Below are 16,136 nucleotides of genomic sequence, written 5' to 3'. Positions count from 1 at the left end.
GGTAACACAACAAAGAAAGAAGTCTGCTTAAATTTTGTTAATTTCCCGTTAATGTGGCAAATTGCCAAGTAATCACGTTACTAATAATGTGAAAATCGGTAACACGGAGGCGATTTTCGACAGATTAATGATGCTGGTACGGGTCGTGGTACACTGCCGTTTCCCAATTATTGACGTGCCAATTCACCCCCATGACAGCAATAAAGCCCCTAGTTTTAGTAGATGGTTCCTCATATTTGTACCGTGCCTTTCACGCTCTGCCGCCGCTAAACAATTCAAAGGGGCAGCCTACTGGCGCAATTAAAGGCGTTATTAATATGTTGCGCCGTTTAAAAAAGGACTATCCCGGTAGTCCAATTGCAGTGGTTTTTGACGCCAAGGGAAAAACCTTTCGCGACGATATGTACCCGCAATACAAGGCGCAGCGCCCGCCTATGCCTGATGATCTGCGCAGTCAAATTCAGCCTATAAACGACATTGTCGACGCAATGGGCTTACCGCGATTGGTTATTGAGGGTGTTGAGGCTGACGATGTAATTGGTACCTTGGCGGCTCAGGCGGGTAAGGAGCGCCCAGTGTTGGTGTCCACCGGTGATAAGGATATGGCTCAGTTAGTGAATGAGCATGTAACCTTGGTTAATACCATGACCGATACCGTGATGGATATCGCGGGTGTAAATGAAAAGTTTGGTATTCCGCCGGAGTTAATTATCGACTTTTTGGCGCTGATGGGCGACAAAGTAGACAATATCCCCGGTGTTGCCGGTGTTGGTGAGAAAACAGCGCTTGCCCTGTTGCAGGCCTTGGGTGGCTTAGATGACATCTATAAAAATCTCGACAAGGTGCCAGACTTACCGATACGTGGTGCCAAAGGAATAGCTAAGAAGCTCGCAGACAGTCATGAGCAGGCCATGCTGTCGTATACCTTAGCGACCATTAAATGCGATGTGGCCTTAGATGTCTCGGTAGCGGATTTGCTACCGACGGAACCTGATAATGCACGTTTATTGAGTCTGTTTACCGAACTTGAATTTAAAAGCTGGATTGAGGAGTTAAGTCGGGCAGATCGCGCAGAGTCCTTGGCTCAGGATGCCCCCTCAGCGCAAGATGGCAGCGTGGCCAGCGGCATTGAAGGTGCCGCTCTGCCCTTTTCCGGCGAGGCAGATTATCAGTTGATTCTTAGCCAAGCCCAGTTCGACGAGTGGCTAAAAAAGCTGCAAGCCGCGCCGCTTTTCGCCTTTGACACCGAAACGACCAGTTTAAATTATATGGAGGCGCGGGTTGTCGGGGTGTCTTTTGCGGTGCAGGCTGGCCAAGCCGCTTACCTGCCTTTTGGCCACGATTATTTGGACGCACCCGATCAGCTCGATGAGGCTGCGGTACTGGCTGCCCTCAAGCCGATTCTCGAAGACGCTAATAAGCGCAAGCTGGGCCAAAATTTAAAATATGACGCCAATGTGCTCGCAAATCACGGGATTACCTTGCGCGGCATTGCCGAAGACACCATGTTGCAGTCCTATGTTTTGGACTCCGTGGGCAGTCGCCACGACATGGATTCATTGGCGTTAAAGTATTTAGATCACACGACGATTCACTTCGAAGATATCGCCGGTAAAGGTGCAAAGCAGATAACGTTTAATCAGATTGCCTTGGAGCAAGCTGGGCCCTATGCCGCAGAAGATGCTGATATCACCCTCCGCCTACATCAGGCCATGTCGCCGCAACTAGAGGCGAGTTCGGTGCTGATGTCAGTTTATCGCGACATCGAATTGCCTTTGGTGCCGGTTCTATCTCGAATCGAGCGCAACGGCGCGCTGGTGAGTCGCGACCTGTTGAAGGTACAGAGCCATGAGCTGGGTTTAAAAATGCAGGCCCTAGAAAGCGAGGCCTATGAACTGGCTGGCGGTGAGTTTAATTTGGCGTCGCCAAAGCAGCTGGGCGAAATTTTGTTTGAGCGTTTGCAGATCCCCGTTATTAAAAAGACCCCAAAGGGCGCGCCGTCCACCGCCGAAGAAGTGTTGGTAGAGTTGGCACATGACTACCCTTTGCCCAAGGTGATTCTTGAGCATCGCGGCATGGCAAAGCTCAAATCCACCTACACCGACAAATTGCCGCTGCTGATTGCGCCGGCTACAGGTCGCATACACACGTCTTATCATCAGGCCGTTGCCGCTACCGGACGTTTGTCGTCCTCCGATCCAAATTTACAGAATATCCCTATACGCAGCGCCGAGGGGCGGCGGATTCGTCAGGCGTTTATCGCGCCGGCGGATCATGTGATTATGGCGGCGGATTATTCTCAAATTGAGCTGCGCATTATGGCGCATTTGTCGGGAGATCGCGGCTTGATTGATGCATTTGCCGCGGGAGAAGACATTCACAAGGCTACCGCCGCAGAGGTATTTGGGGTTGCCTTAGATCAAGTGAGTGACGATCAGCGCCGTAACGCGAAAGCCATTAATTTCGGCTTAATTTATGGCATGTCGGCTTTTGGTCTTGCGCGGCAGCTACATATTGGTCGCAAAGAGGCGCAGGAATACATCGATCTGTATTTTGAGCGTTACCCCGGTGTGCTGCGTTATATGGACGAAACCCGTATGTTGGCGTCGGAAAAGGGCTATGTAGAAACCTTGTTCGGCCGACGTTTATACCTGCCCGAAATTAATGCCAGTAACGGTATGCGCCGGCAGGCGGCGGAGCGCACGGCGATTAATGCGCCGATGCAGGGTAGCGCGGCAGATATTATAAAACGTGCGATGATTTCAGTAGACCGCTACCTCAGCGACAGCGGAGTTGACGCAAAAATGATCATGCAGGTGCATGATGAATTGGTCTTAGAGGTAGCTCCCGCAGCATTGGATACAGTGAAGAAGGACGTTGTGGTGTTAATGATGGCCGCTGCGGATTTGTCCGTGCCACTAGAAGTGGGGGTAGGCGTCGGCGCAAATTGGGATGAGGCGCACTGATTTGCATAATCGCAAATCTGCGTCTACTTTTAATAGGCTGTTGCTCTTAAATGTATGTAACAGCCCCGCGTTAGGAGACTTGTCTCCCCCTGACTCCTGAGGAGTAGGATTGCCCGGTGAGTTCAGCGCGCCGGGCCTTTTTACGTGTGCGGTATTCTTAGCTATCGGCTGCTGGTTCATCCTCGCCAGCGCTATCTATTTCATCAAATGCCCGCGTATCTAACCATTGGTCTAGTTGCGTGCGTAGGGCTTGCAGGCCGTCGCCGTTATGGGCAGAAAATAATTGCACACTGATTAAATCGCCATATTCGGCCAGCTCTCTGCGCACTGACAGCAGGGTTGCCTGTGCCGGTCCGCGTTTTAGCTTGTCGGACTTGGTGAGCAAAATATGCATGGGCATGGCACTTTTGGTCGCCCAGCCCACCATTTGCCGGTCGAAATCGGTTAATGGATGGCGAATATCCATCATCAGCACCATGCCGCGCAGCGATTCGCGTTTTTGCAAATAAGCTTCTAGATTGCGTTGCCACTCGTTCTTTACCGCTAGGGGGACTTTGGCAAAGCCGTAACCCGGTAGGTCGACGAGTCTTTGCCTGCCGGTTTCATCTAGGACGAAAAAATTTAATAATTGCGTTCGCCCAGGCGTCTTACTGGTTTTAGCCAGCTTTTTGTTCTCGGTTAGGCGATTGATTGCACTGGATTTCCCCGCATTTGAGCGGCCGGCAAAGGCCACCTCTGCACCGGAGTCGTCTGGGCAGTGCATAAGGCCTGGTGAGCTTTTTAGATAGCTGGCGCGGCGGTAGTTAAGGGCGGGTGAAGAATCCATAATTTGTCCGAGAAAATTGCTAATGCAGGGGCATATTAGGGCAATAATTGGCCCCCATGCCGACTAGTTGTGTATAATGCCGCAGTTTTTGTGCGGGGTCACTTTAGCTGCTGAAAAGCCCCCTGCTTTCTGAAAAGCGGTGTTTGCTTATTGGAACTTGGAGACGTAGATCATGTGTAAATGGTTAGTAGCGGCACTGTTTTTGGCATCTAGCGTGTTTGCAGTTGCCGCCGAGCAGGCGATTGTAGATCGTTATCAGGCATCCTGCTATGCCTGCCACGGATTTGGTGCGAACGGTGCGCCAAAAACGGGTGTTGCGGCAGATTGGGCGCCGCGCATGGAAAAAGGCATGGAAACCCTAGTGAAGCACGCTGATGAAGGCTTTAATACAATGCCGCCAAAAGGCTTGTGCTTTGATTGTAGCGCTGACGAATTTAAAGCATTGATTGAGTACATGGCGACGCCAAAATCTTAAGCAGTGCGTGACAGAATTATCTTGATTAAAGAGTGTGTGACAATGAATAAACCACTACTAGTAATGATTGCCTCATTAATGTTTGCCGGATCTGCTGCGGCATTAGAAGGCAATGCCTCTGCCGGTAAGGCGAAGGCAGCTCCCTGTGCAGCCTGTCACGGTGCTGACGGTAATAGCGCAGCGCCAACCTTCCCTAAATTAGCGGGACAGGGCGAGCGCTATTTGGCCAAGCAAATTCATGACATTAAATCTGGTGAGCGCCCTGTGCCAATGATGGCGGGACAGACAGACAATTTGTCAGACCAAGATATTGCTGATATTGCCGCGTTTTACGCGAGCAAAGCTAGCAGCACTGGCCAGACCGATCCGGCATTGTTAGAAAAAGGCGCCGCTATTTACCGTGGCGGTATTGCTGATCGCAGCGTACCAGCTTGCGCAGCATGTCACTCGCCCACTGGCCATGGTATGGCGGCGGCTGGCTTCCCTGCATTGAGTGGTCAGCATGCTGATTACACTATTGCCCAGTTAAAGGCCTTCCGCGCTGCAGCAGATGGTCGTGAGGGACGTGCAAATGATGGCGATACGCAAATTATGCGCTCTATTGCCTTTAAAATGAGTGATTCTGAAATTGAAGCGGTAGCAAGCTTCATTCAAGGTTTGCACCAGTAAGGGCAAACAGATAAAAAAGGCGGCTTAGGCCGCTTTTTTTATTGCTGTAAGATGGCAGTATGTCGGAATCATTGAGTTTTAATATGGTCTCAGACAACTTATAACAATTTTATGTATATTACATTGCCATTCGCTAGGGTGTGATTGGTAAGACGTTTTTAAATGAGGGGGCTTCATGTTTAAGAAAATGTTCTCACTGGCGACGGTATTCAGCTTTTTGTTATTGGTATCTGCCTGCAGCGACGGCGCAGAGCCAGCGGCAGCCAAAGTTACACCACCAGTGGCAAATGCCACCCAAAGCCAAGCGCAACCGACGGATGCTGGCGACAAAGGCGAGCGCTTTATTCGTATTGCCCAGCCGGTAAGAACCAGTAATCCAGATAAAATCGAAGTGGTAGAAGTGTTTTGGTATGGCTGCAGTCACTGCTTCCATTTTGACCCCATGATAGAAGCATGGAAGAAGCAATTACCTGCAGATGTTGATTTTCATCGCTCCCCTGCCATGTGGAATGACTTGATGGTGGTACACGCCAAGGCCTATTACGCAGCGTTGACTTTAGGTGTATTGGATAAAGTGCATGAACCTATTTTTAATGCCATCAATGTTGATCGCAATATGCTGAAGGACGCAGATGCACTGGCGAAATTGTTTACCGAGCATGCTGGGGTTGATGCGGATACTTTCCGTAAAACCTTTGATTCTTTTGGTGTGAATAGCCAAGTTAAGCAGGCCGATGCGCGGGCCCGTTCTTATGGTATTGCGGGTACGCCGGAATTGATCGTCAATGGTAAGTACCGTATTACTGGCCGTTCTGCCGGTGGTCGTGCGGAAATGCTAAAAGTTGCTGAGGAATTGATCGCTAAAGAGCGTGCAGCAAAATAAGTTCTTAGTTTGGGCGGGCGATTTGGAATTTGGTCGCCCTCCTCTTAGAAGGCTATTCTGCTTGGGTTTTGATTTTTCGCAGAATATGAAGCATTAAAAAAAGACCGTTTAGCACATTGTGCTAAGCGGTCTTTTTTTTGAAAAACTAAGGATTACTTGGCGGGGAGTCGCTGCTAGTTTCGGTATTAAGGCTCGCCAAAACCTCGGTCGCCAAGGCTTCGTTGCTGGTGACAAGAGAGGCCTGGGCAAACTCTCGTTGGCAGAATGCTAAACGCTTTGCCGGTGACGGCTTGTGTATGCCCTTGGCGGCAAGACGGTCGATCTCTTTTTCCACCGTGCGGCAACGCGCGGCGAGTCCCGCATCGTTCGCGATCTGAATATTCAGCCCTGGGCGGGCATTCAGTTCTAGCATGAGTGGGCCGCGATCCTTGTCTAGCACCATATCCACCCCCAAGTAACCTAAGCCTGTCAGCTCATAGCAACGGGTCGCTAATGACATAAACCCGTCCCAGAACGGCAGTTGAACACCGCGCACGGGGTTGGTGGTGTCAGGGTGGCTATTAATAAACTTGTTTAGCCAAGTGCCGTCTAGGGTGATACCTGTGGCTAAGTCGACGCCGACACCGATAGCCCCCTGATGCAGGTTTGCTTTTCCCCCTGATTGCCGCGTTGGCAGGCGCAGCATGGCAAGTAGTGGGTAGCCCTTTAATACAATAATGCGGATATCAGGGACACCCTCATAGCTGATTGCGCTGAAGATTGGGTCGGGTGTCACACGGTACTCAATCAGTGCGCGGTCACGGTGGCCACCTAAGGAGTAAATTCCAGACAATATGCCAGACAGGTGGAATTCTATATCTTCTTTGCTGAGCAGGCGGCCAGAGGTTGTGCGGTAATAACCTTCAAACTGATCGGCAATAACAATAATGCCATCGCCACCTGCGCCCTGTGCGGGCTTAATTACAAAGTCGCGGTGGTCTTTGACGATCTCGGAGAGGCTGCTGATTTGTTTGTCGGATTCAATAATTCCATACATAGGCGGTACGTGAATACCGGCTTCTACGGCGCGCTCTTTGGTTTTAATTTTGTCGTCGACTAAGGGGTACAAATGGCGCTGGTTATAGCGCAATACAAAATCTGCATTGCGCTGGTTAATACCCATCACCCCTTTTTTACGCAGTTCTTTCCACGTGCTGAATAAGGACATGTTATTTGCCTTTAATCATGGCGTTAAAGCGGAATAGTTCAGTTAGGCGATAGCCTCGATAATGGCCTAGTGCCAGCATCATCGACATAAACACCAGCAACATGCCTGGGAACGTGAACACAAAATAGGCCCAGGGCTCGTAGGTCATCATTAAGTGTGACAACGTCGCAGCGATAAGGGTGCCGATGCCCACTTTACCGGCGTGAACTCCGCCGCGCTCTTCCCAAACAATCGACATACGCTCAATCGACATGGTCAAAATAACCATTGGGAACAGAGCAATAGAGAGGCCGCGATCTAATCCTAAGCGGTGACCAAGTACGCTGATGAGCGCCATGATAATGACCACGAAGGTAAGCACCACAGAAAGCCGCGATAGCAATTGTAAGTGCAGATGTTCGAGGTAGGATCGCAGCGACAAGCCGAGTGCGGTAATGAAGGTAAATAGAATGACACCCCAGAAAACTTGAGTTTCTCTAAAGGCGAGGCCAATCAATACCGGTGTAAATGTACCCAGCGTTTCTAAGCCGATGACATTGCGCAGCAGTAAAATAAGCATGACGCCAATCGGAATCATGAGAATGATTTCGAAGGTTTGCTGGGACTGAAGCGGCAGGTCATACAGCGACAATGCCCATAGTTTATTCTCTTTGCGCTCGGCAATAGACTGCGCGAGCATAATGGAATTCATAGTTCTTTGATTGGCGGTAACTTCGATTTTTAGATTGCGACCGCCCTCAACAGCGGCCATTGGTTCGTCACCCGTCCACCAAACAACGCGATCATTAGGTAGGCCCTGGGCGCCGGTTTCAGGATTGAAATACAGCCAGCGTTTGCCGTTGTAACTGCGCATCCATAATTCCGACACCTGAGCAACGCTGCTAACCAAGCGCAGGGTGTGTACTCGTTCAACGGGAATATGTGCGGAGGACAGCAGTAGCTCAAGAACGCGGGATTTATTGTCCTGTGTGTAGTCATTACCCAGCAGCAAGCGGGAATTGTCGTTGCTGGGTTCGTTAATGAGCTTAATGGCTTCGCGGATAAAGGTTTCGATGTCAGCAGATTGCTCGCGAATCGGCTTGAGCAGTGCTTCTACCGCGACTTTCTCGACGCCGATAAGCTCAGGGCTTTCGCTAAACTGTGGCCCAGGCTCAGACTCTGAGAAGCGCGAATTACTGCGCTTGGTAAGCATTAATCGATAAAACAGTTGTTGGTTGCCCTCGGCGCGTCGCGCAGACCAGACCGCTTGGCGATTGTCGCCAACAACATCGGTATTCACGCCGTAACTTTTAGAAATAAAACTTTCGTTCAGGGTGATGAATTTGCTCCACACCGGCGGCAGATACATTTGTACCTTGACGGGACTATTGTCGCGGGCAGTAAAGCTGAGCTTGGCGTCGATAACCCACACCGGCTCAGTTGTTTCAGAGGATACGGGAATATTGAGAACAAAAATCTGCCATGCGGTGCTGGCGACACCAATAAGTAATAGTGCCAGCGCCAGTACCCTGACATGCAGTTTTACGCCCTTCATTCTTTTTGCTCCTCGGAGTTATCTTGTTTGGCGCAGAGCGTTTTGTCCTGCAGATATTTTTTACTGGGGTCGACTAAGGCATTAAATGCCGTTAGTGGCTCCGAACCAACCAGCATGGGCTTGGAAAACTGTCTGCGGTCGGCCAAATTCACTTCTACTTTATGAGATTCACCGCCAACACAAAGGGTGAGCTCTAGCACGGGACGGCGGCTGTAGTCCTTTTCGTCTTCATCGTAATCAGATGCGCGGCGCTTTATACGAATATGTTTGCTAAGCGGCAGGCTCACCGATTTAAGGGTGTCGTCGGGCAATACTAAATCGAAGTGCACAATGTCATCAGCACCGTCTTTGCCCTTTTCTACCTGTGAGTTTATCGCATTGATAGAGGCACTTTCTGCGCCGGTATCAATTTTCGCTTTGTAGCGAACACCTAGTTCTTCGATATAAACGTATTCGCTTAAGCCAAATATTTTATGAGAGCCTTCATCGGCGTAACTAGCTGTGGTGAATAAAAGCGTATTAGTTAGTAGTAGCGTAAAGAAAACAAATCGCACGGTCTCTCCTTTTCATCTTATTGTGCCCCCAAGTGCCTATATAGAATAGATCAGGCCGGCTAGTGTTAGCCAGTGCAGTATAGCTGCAGAGCATTAAATATGTCTGAGTGGGCTTAGTCTCTTATTTCCTGAAAAAGTGCGAGGGTAATATTTCGGCTTTCTTTATGGTCGACAATCGGCTGTGGATAGCTAGCTGTGGCGGGTACTTGGTGTAGTTGCTTTCCCTGTAGGCCTTTTAGCTCAGGTACAAAGCGCAAAATGAATTGACCCTGAGGGTCAAAACGCTGACCTTGGGTGGTGGGATTAAAAATTCGAAAATACGGTGCGGCATCGGTGCCGGTAGAGGCGGCCCACTGCCAGCCACCGTTGTTTGAGGCGAAATCGGCATCGATGAGGTGTTCTAGAAAGTGCCGCTCGCCCCAGCGCCAGTCGATGTGTAGATCTTTGCAGAGAAAAGATGCGGTGATCATTCGCAGTCGATTGTGCATCCAGCCGGTTTCTTTAAGCTGGCGCATTGCCGCGTCAACTATGGGGTAGCCGGTTTGTCCTTCACACCAAGCCTCAAATAGCGCGGGCTTATTGGGCCACGGAATCGCGTCGGTGTAGCTTTGAAAAGCTCGCCCTTTTACGACTCGGGGAAAATGAAAGGCAACGTGGCGGTAAAATTCTCGCCACAGCAGCTCGTTTAGCCATGTTCCAGCATCGCTTTTGGCATCCCATATGTCTTCACCGCATTCCTGTTGCAGGCGCGCCAAGCATTGGCGCGGGCTGAGTAAGCCTAGCGCCAAGGCTGCAGAAAGCCGAGAGGTGCCATTTAGGGCGGGAAAGTCACGGTGTTTTTGATAATCGCCGGCTCGCTCGGCACAAAACTGCCGTAGCTGCTGTAACACGCCCTCCTCATCTGCTGGCCATGCGCTGGAATCCTTCTCTTCGCCAAAGATCGGGCATGGTGTAACGGCACTGATTGCGCCGGGCGCTTTAACGGTCGGTCGACGCATTACCCTGGGAAACTGCGCGGCGAGTAGGTCGCGGCAGCGTCGAGAAAAGGGCGTGAAGACTTTATAGGGTGTGCCGTCAGATTTGCTCAGGGTGAGTGGGCTGATCAAACTATCGTCAATAAGGTGCAGAGCTATGTCTAATTGCTTGGCGCAGCGCTCATCGCGATTAATTTCATCGACTAGCCACTCGCGGTGTGCGTAGACGGCGCTTATCTCGTGTTCGCGGCAATAATGCTGCAAATGACGGGGCGCGTGTTTAAAGTGTTCTGCATCGATGATGTCTAGTGGAATACCAAGGCTGGATAGCTGGCGCTGCAAATCATCTAAGGCGCGCCGTAAAAATTGGCGCCTAATTGGCGCAATGCCGTGCTCGTCCAGTTGCTGCGGACATAATAAATAGACGGCGCGCACAGATGCGTGGTTTTTGCTGGCACTACAAAGTGCGGGATGATCGAGGCTGCGCAGGTCATTGCGAAACCAAATAAGTCCAGTCATTGCTTATAAACCGATACGCAGTTTTAGGTCGCGTGGGTAAGGGGAAAAGTAGTATTGGTCTAGCAAGTAATCGACCTGATATTTCTTTAAAAACATGCTGAGCATTTCTAGCGGAACCAAAAGGGGCAGCATGCCAGCGGCGTATTCTTTGATCACATCGCTGAGTTGAGCTTTGTCGGTAGAATCCAAATGGTCTTTGAAGAATCCTTGAATGTGCATCAGCGTATTGGTGTGGTTTTTAATGGTGGCGGGTTGCCGAATGGCTTGCATAAACTTTTGAATATAGCGGTCGGCCATATCATTCAGATCGCCAGACTCAGCAACTATGGGGCCTAGTTCGCGGTAAAGCGGCTGATTGTGCGCGAGCAGTAAAAACTTGTGACGACGGTGGAAGTCTTGCAAGCGCTTGGCGCTAAGCCCTTCGGCCATCATCGCTTGCCAGCGAGAATAGGCCACTACGCGCAGCACAAAATTTTCACGTAAATGCACGTCATTTAGGCGGCCATTTTCCTCTACCGGCAGTAAAGGTTGAGCATCCATTAATTGCTTGGCAAATAGCCCGACACCGATTTTGCCGAGCCCCGTGCCCTCTTCCGAATACACTGGAACCCTTTCCATGCCACAGCTAGGTGATTTTGCACAGAGAATATAGCCGCTGATGTAGTCGAGGCTTGCCGCTGTGTCGCGGGCGAACACCTTCATTTTTTCCGTCACATCTAGACTGGTATCGGCGCTGCCTAGCAAGCGTGGATTCTCGGCGTCGCCGACTAAGCGGATCGTAGGTCTTGGTACGCCCATGCCAATCGCTTGTTCGGGGCAAATTTTCACAAAGTCGAAGTGCCGCGATAATTCTTCAGAGGCAAATGGAAGGCGCTTATGGCCACCATCGTAGCGCACTTGATCGCCCAGCAGGCAGGCGCTTATACCAATGCGAATTGACGGGGTGTCACTCATAGCTTGATAAGTCCTTGCTCATAAATTTAGTTTTGCTATTACGAGCTTAGCCTATTGCCAGATCATTGTGAGGCCGATAGTGATAATTGTATTGGCGCATAACTAAGTTTGTGATTACTCACTTTGCCCCGAGAGGAATAAAATGAGTCGGGTAAATTCCTCATCGCTACAGCCTATGCACATACCCTTGGGTGGCATGCTGTTAATGCCATTGATCGTGTTGTGGAGTAGTACATTCATGCCCTTTTGCAGTCGCGGCGCCCAATCTGCAGTATTGCCGCTTCGCGGCGCGCTGGCCACGCCGGTGCTGTGGCAGCCGTAGCAGCTTTGAATATAGAGGGATTTCAGGGCGGGGTCGCTGGGCATGCGATTCCGTGGCGTGCTTGCAGCGCTTTGGCTCGCACCGTTGCTAGACGCAGATGACGGGTCTGGGCTGGGGCCGCAGGCCGAAAGGCTAACTAATACCGCTGTGGCTAGTAAAATATTGAGTATTCGATATTGAAAACGCATAAAACCTGTCCGGTTTAAAGTTAATAAAACCTAAAGTTTACGCGTGAATCTGCTGCTTTGTCTCTTTGCTTTATACCGCCGCTGCGTCTTTGCGGGCGAGCAGCTTAATTGTGGGCTTTAAATTGGGCCGAAAATTAATTTTGCGAAAATGGTGGGCTTCTAAAAGTGCAGTCAGCGCAGGTTTTGAGAAGTACAGCAGATGTTCCGGCGGTCGCACAGCCGTCCATTCCAGCAGGTTTTGTTGAACAGAGAAGTGCGCAATGTCGGGGGTGGTTAAAAACAGCACACCGTTTTCATTGAGCAGAGTGTAAAGTGCGTCTACAAAGCTGTGTGGCTCTGCTAGGTGCTCTATTACTTCGCAGCAATAGATTATGTCGAAGCGCTCAGCGCTAGCGGCTAAGTCTTGAGCGCTAATTTTTCTGAAATCGCCCATCGGATACTGTTGGCGGGCAAATTTTATACTCGCCTCATCTAAATCAATACCGCAAGCCTCTAGGCCCAGACTGCGGGCGGCTTCTACCGCAAAGCCGGCGTTGCAGCCAACATCCAAAAACTTACTGCCCTTGGTGAGGCGCTTTAAAGACCAGATTCGTTTTTTTGCTCGGCGCTGCTTAGATTTTAACTTGCGGGTGTACTGCGGGGTTTTGTGATAGTCCTGATAGTAGCGAAGCAGCTCATCTGCGGCGGGCATGGGGTGAACGTGAAGCAGGCTGCAGTTGGCGCAGCGATGTAATTTGTGTCCATTTTTGCTGCCCACCAAACTTGATTCGGTGCTGTGGCAGGTGGGGCACTCCATTCGCAATTCCTAATCTGGCAGTCTACTTAGCTCAGTGATGAGTCTCCCAATGTACAGCTTGAATGTGGCGCTTATATGACGGTGGCGAATTAAACTTCCTTGTTGTCAAAACCGAAGGTGCGGTTCTCTTCCTCGCTTTGGCGATCAATTGCACCAACGTCTAGCAGCGGTGCGGCGTCTATATGCTGGGCGTCCATCATGTGGGCAACGCGCTGAAGGGCGCTGATGATTTGCGTTTGCTCCCAGTCCTGTAGATCGCTGAACTGGCGAATGAAGTAATCCTGCAGGGGCATGGGAGCATTGCGAATTAAGTCATTGCCGGCGTCAGTAAGGCAGGCGTAAACCTTGCGTTTATCTTGTTGTGAGCGTTCGCGCATCACCAATCCGCGTTTTTCTAGGCGATCTAAAATACTAGTAACCGTCGCTTGGCTAAGGCTGATTTGATGGGCGACGTCGCTAATAATCGCGTCGCCTTGATCCCGCAGGGTTTGCAGAATCAACATTTGCGGGGCGGTAAGTCCCGCGGTCTTCATTAGATGCTTAGAGTGCAAATCAATGGCGCGGGTTACCCGTCGCAGCGAGATTAATACTTCGTCAATTCGATTCATTTCAATTTTCTTAGATTCCCTTAGCGGCCCAATGGTAGCGGCTTAGCGCCAGTTTTGCACCAGATAAACTACGTTGTTGTCAATAGCTAAACTTGAAGTTGTTAAGATAAATCACGTATAATGCTTCGTGTACTAAGCAATTAATCAGGAGGTTGAGTTCACAATTTAGTGATTAAATAAGATGTAAAGCGATAAAAATGCCGCTTTATATACTATTTGCTTATTAAATTAGTATGAACACAAATAAATTGTGTTGAAATCAAATAGCGCGATGCAAGCCGACGCTGCCACGCTTCGTTTTCGCCAGCCAACGGCGGAAGATGGCTATGCCCTAAATCAATTAGTGGCGGCCAGCCCCCCACTAGATACCAACTCTGTTTACTGCAATCTGCTGCAGTGCACCCACTTTGCCGCGACCTCAGTTGCTGTAGAAGAAGATGGTCGTTTGGTTGGATTTATCTCAGCCCACCGCCCACCAGAAAAAAGTGACACGGTATTTGTATGGCAGGTGGTTGTCGACAAATCTCAGCGTGGCCGTGGATTGGCAAAGCGGATGCTGAAGGAAATTATCAAACGCCCGGCTTGCGAGGGAGTGAGCTTTTTAGAAACCACAATTACCCCAGATAACGAGGCCTCTTGGGCGCTGTTTCGCAGCTTTGCCAGAGACCTAAATACCGAATTGAATCACGATATTTGGTTTGAAAAAGACGCCCATTTCGGCGGTCAACACGACAGCGAGGCGCTGCTCCGCATTGGGCCATTTGTCGCACAAAAATAAGCGGCAGGGCTAGGTGCAGCACCAACAAATATAGACTCAGGGATGCTAAGGGAGATATGAATATGACAATCTTTGACAGACTCGAATCAGAAGTACAATCTTATGCGCGATCTTTTCCCGTGACCTTCGACAAGGCACAGGGTGAGCACTTGTACGACACCAACGGCAAGCAATACATCGACTTTCTCGCGGGCGCAGGCACACTTAATTACGGCCACAACAATCCGGTATTAAAGCAGGCGCTGGTTGATTACATCATGCGCGACGGCATCACCCACGGCCTAGATATGCACACCTCGGCTAAGGGCGATTTTTTGCAGGCCTTTAATGAGCATATTCTTGCGCCGCGTGATATGGAATACACCTTCCAATTCACCGGCCCTACCGGCACAAATGCGGTAGAAGCTGCCTTGAAACTGGCGCGTAAAGTGACGGGTCGCACCTCAATCGTGTCGTTTACCAATGGCTTTCACGGCGTGACACTTGGCGCAGTTGCCGCTACGGGCAACAGCCACCATCGCGGCGGTGCCGGTGTTGCACTTGGCGATGTAAACCGCATGCCCTACTGCGGTTACTACGGTCGCGACGCTGACAGCTTAAAAATGATGGATAAATTATTGTCAGATCCATCATCCGGCGTAGACCTTCCCGCGGCTATGATTGTAGAGCCAGTGCAGGGCGAGGGTGGCTTAAACGTCGCTAATAATGATTGGTTGCGTGGCCTAGAAAAGCTGTGTCGCAAGCACGAAATATTATTAATTGTTGATGATATTCAAGCGGGCTGTGGCCGAACTGGTACCTTTTTCAGTTTTGAAGCCAGCGGCATTAAGCCAGACATTATTACCATGTCTAAATCATTGAGCGGTTACGGTTTACCCTTTGCGATTGTGTTGCTGCGCCCCGATTTAGATGTATGGGAGCCGGGTGAACACAACGGTACTTTCCGTGGTAATAACCATGCATTCATCACCGCCGCAGCGGCTATTCGCCACTACTGGACGGATGAGAAATTCGCCGCCGAGATTGTTGAAAAATCAGCGATTGTAAGCCACCGCTTCAAGAAAATTTCTGACCGCTACGGTGTAACAAAATTACAGCCTAAAGGTCGTGGCATGATGCAGGGCTTGGCTTGCCGTGACGGCGAAACCGCCGATGAAATTGGTCGAGCTTGTTTTGAGCGTGGTTTAATTATTGAAACCTGCGGTAATCGCGGACAGGTAGTTAAAGTCTTTTGCCCGCTCACTATTGAGAAGGCTGAGCTAATGCGCGGCCTAGATATTCTCACCGATGCGATTGACGAAGTTTTAAGCAAAGCGGTCGAAAAAAAAGCCTCTTGAATGAATGAGTAATGCGCCTCTTCTACAGGATTTATTCTGTGGAAGAGGCGTTTATTAACGGTTTGTTTATGCCGCCAGTTCATTACAAATTACTGCGGATTTAAAAATTAATGAATGAAAGGATGTTCAAATGATTGTTAGAACGCTAGCAGAATGTGAAAACTCAGAGCGTTGTGTCGCTACCGACACTTGGAAAAGTGTTCGCATGATTTTAAAAGACGACAAAATGGGCTTTTCTTTTAATATCACTACCATTTTTGCGAACACCGAAACGCCGATTCACTATCAAAACCATCTCGAATCGGTGTATTGCATCTCAGGTAATGGCGAAATTGAAACCGTAAATGATGGCAAAATTTATAAGCTAGAAGCCGGCACCATTTATCTTCTAGATAAGCACGACAAACACTTGTTGCGCGGTGGCAGCGAAGATATGCAAATGGCCTGCGTATTTAATCCGCCGCTGAGTGGCAAAGAAGTACACGATGAAAATGGCGTTTACCCTATCGACTAATTCTGCTGAAGACCGAAAGCAAATTTCAGTTA

The 16,136-nt window shown here is 49.9% G+C and carries 16 protein-coding genes; 7 read left to right on the top strand and 9 right to left on the bottom strand.

What is annotated here, in order from left to right; all coding sequences use genetic code 11:
• The first annotated feature begins 191 nt into the window (after positions 1-191).
• A complete protein-coding gene (gene polA / locus C0068_RS13415; protein ID WP_103684987.1) occupies positions 192-2,966 on the top strand; it encodes a DNA polymerase I in 2,775 nt (924 codons plus the stop codon).
• Positions 2,967-3,123: 157 nt separating this feature from the next.
• Here polA and yihA read toward each other — a convergent pair whose 3' ends face one another.
• The gene (yihA, locus tag C0068_RS13410) at positions 3,124-3,792 is read right to left on the bottom strand and encodes a ribosome biogenesis GTP-binding protein YihA/YsxC (protein WP_103684986.1); all 669 of its coding nucleotides are present in this window, start codon (positions 3,790-3,792) and stop codon (positions 3,124-3,126) included.
• Positions 3,793-3,964: 172 nt separating this feature from the next.
• Here yihA and C0068_RS13405 point away from each other — a divergent pair, with 172 nt between their 5' ends.
• The 3 genes from C0068_RS13405 to C0068_RS13395 all read left to right on the top strand — a co-directional run bounded on the left by C0068_RS13405 (position 3,965) and on the right by C0068_RS13395 (position 5,819).
• Positions 3,965-4,267 (top strand): c-type cytochrome, encoded by a 303-nt coding sequence (locus C0068_RS13405; protein WP_103684985.1) that lies wholly within the window; start codon positions 3,965-3,967, stop codon positions 4,265-4,267.
• Positions 4,268-4,309: 42 nt separating this feature from the next.
• Positions 4,310-4,936 (top strand): c-type cytochrome, encoded by a 627-nt coding sequence (locus C0068_RS13400; protein ID WP_103684984.1) that lies wholly within the window; start codon positions 4,310-4,312, stop codon positions 4,934-4,936.
• 175 nt (positions 4,937-5,111) lie between these two features.
• Entirely contained in the window at positions 5,112-5,819 is a 708-nt protein-coding gene (locus C0068_RS13395) for a thiol:disulfide interchange protein DsbA/DsbL (protein WP_103684983.1), read from the top strand.
• Positions 5,820-5,964: 145 nt separating this feature from the next.
• Here C0068_RS13395 and C0068_RS13390 read toward each other — a convergent pair whose 3' ends face one another.
• From C0068_RS13390 to C0068_RS13355, 8 genes are all read right to left on the bottom strand, one after another.
• Positions 5,965-7,026 (bottom strand): alpha-L-glutamate ligase-like protein, encoded by a 1,062-nt coding sequence (locus C0068_RS13390; protein ID WP_103684982.1) that lies wholly within the window; start codon positions 7,024-7,026, stop codon positions 5,965-5,967.
• Between the two features lies 1 nt (position 7,027).
• Complete coding sequence (locus C0068_RS13385; RefSeq protein ID WP_103684981.1) at positions 7,028-8,560, bottom strand: inactive transglutaminase family protein; 1,533 nt, start codon at positions 8,558-8,560, stop codon at positions 7,028-7,030.
• Positions 8,557-9,114, bottom strand: coding sequence for an ATP-dependent zinc protease family protein (locus tag C0068_RS13380; RefSeq protein ID WP_103684980.1), 558 nt, complete (start codon positions 9,112-9,114; stop codon positions 8,557-8,559). The genes C0068_RS13385 and C0068_RS13380 overlap by 4 nt, the downstream gene beginning before the upstream one ends.
• 113 nt (positions 9,115-9,227) lie before the next feature.
• Positions 9,228-10,607 carry a deoxyribodipyrimidine photo-lyase gene (gene phrB / locus C0068_RS13375; RefSeq protein ID WP_103684979.1) on the bottom strand — a complete coding sequence of 460 codons (1,380 nt, stop codon included), beginning with the start codon at positions 10,605-10,607 and terminating at the stop codon, positions 9,228-9,230.
• A 3-nt stretch (positions 10,608-10,610) separates the two neighbouring features.
• Positions 10,611-11,561 (bottom strand): YbgA family protein, encoded by a 951-nt coding sequence (locus C0068_RS13370; protein ID WP_103684978.1) that lies wholly within the window; start codon positions 11,559-11,561, stop codon positions 10,611-10,613.
• A gap of 114 nt (positions 11,562-11,675) precedes the next feature.
• Positions 11,676-12,071 (bottom strand): c-type cytochrome, encoded by a 396-nt coding sequence (locus tag C0068_RS13365; RefSeq protein WP_103684977.1) that lies wholly within the window; start codon positions 12,069-12,071, stop codon positions 11,676-11,678.
• 70 nt (positions 12,072-12,141) lie between these two features.
• Positions 12,142-12,867, bottom strand: a complete 726-nt coding sequence (locus tag C0068_RS13360; protein ID WP_103684976.1) for a class I SAM-dependent methyltransferase — start codon at positions 12,865-12,867, stop codon at positions 12,142-12,144.
• Positions 12,868-12,956: 89 nt separating this feature from the next.
• A complete protein-coding gene (locus tag C0068_RS13355) occupies positions 12,957-13,475 on the bottom strand; it encodes a MarR family winged helix-turn-helix transcriptional regulator (RefSeq protein WP_103684975.1) in 519 nt (172 codons plus the stop codon).
• Positions 13,476-13,725: 250 nt separating this feature from the next.
• On the opposite strand from C0068_RS13355, the gene ectA reads away from it, so the two are divergent.
• From ectA to C0068_RS13340, 3 genes are all read left to right on the top strand, one after another.
• The gene (ectA, locus tag C0068_RS13350; protein WP_233208821.1) at positions 13,726-14,253 is read left to right on the top strand and encodes a diaminobutyrate acetyltransferase; all 528 of its coding nucleotides are present in this window, start codon (positions 13,726-13,728) and stop codon (positions 14,251-14,253) included.
• 62 nt (positions 14,254-14,315) lie between these two features.
• Complete coding sequence (gene ectB / locus C0068_RS13345) at positions 14,316-15,590, top strand: diaminobutyrate--2-oxoglutarate transaminase (protein ID WP_103684974.1); 1,275 nt, start codon at positions 14,316-14,318, stop codon at positions 15,588-15,590.
• 130 nt (positions 15,591-15,720) lie between these two features.
• Complete coding sequence (locus C0068_RS13340) at positions 15,721-16,104, top strand: ectoine synthase (protein WP_103684973.1); 384 nt, start codon at positions 15,721-15,723, stop codon at positions 16,102-16,104.
• Positions 16,105-16,136: the final 32 nt, after the last annotated feature.

It is taken from the genome of Zhongshania marina (assembly GCF_002915595.1).
Classification (GTDB): Bacteria; Pseudomonadota; Gammaproteobacteria; order Pseudomonadales; family Spongiibacteraceae; genus Spongiibacter; species Spongiibacter marinus_B.
Note: the sequence above shows the minus strand (reverse complement) of the source record. Positions and strands in the feature narration are given on the sequence as shown.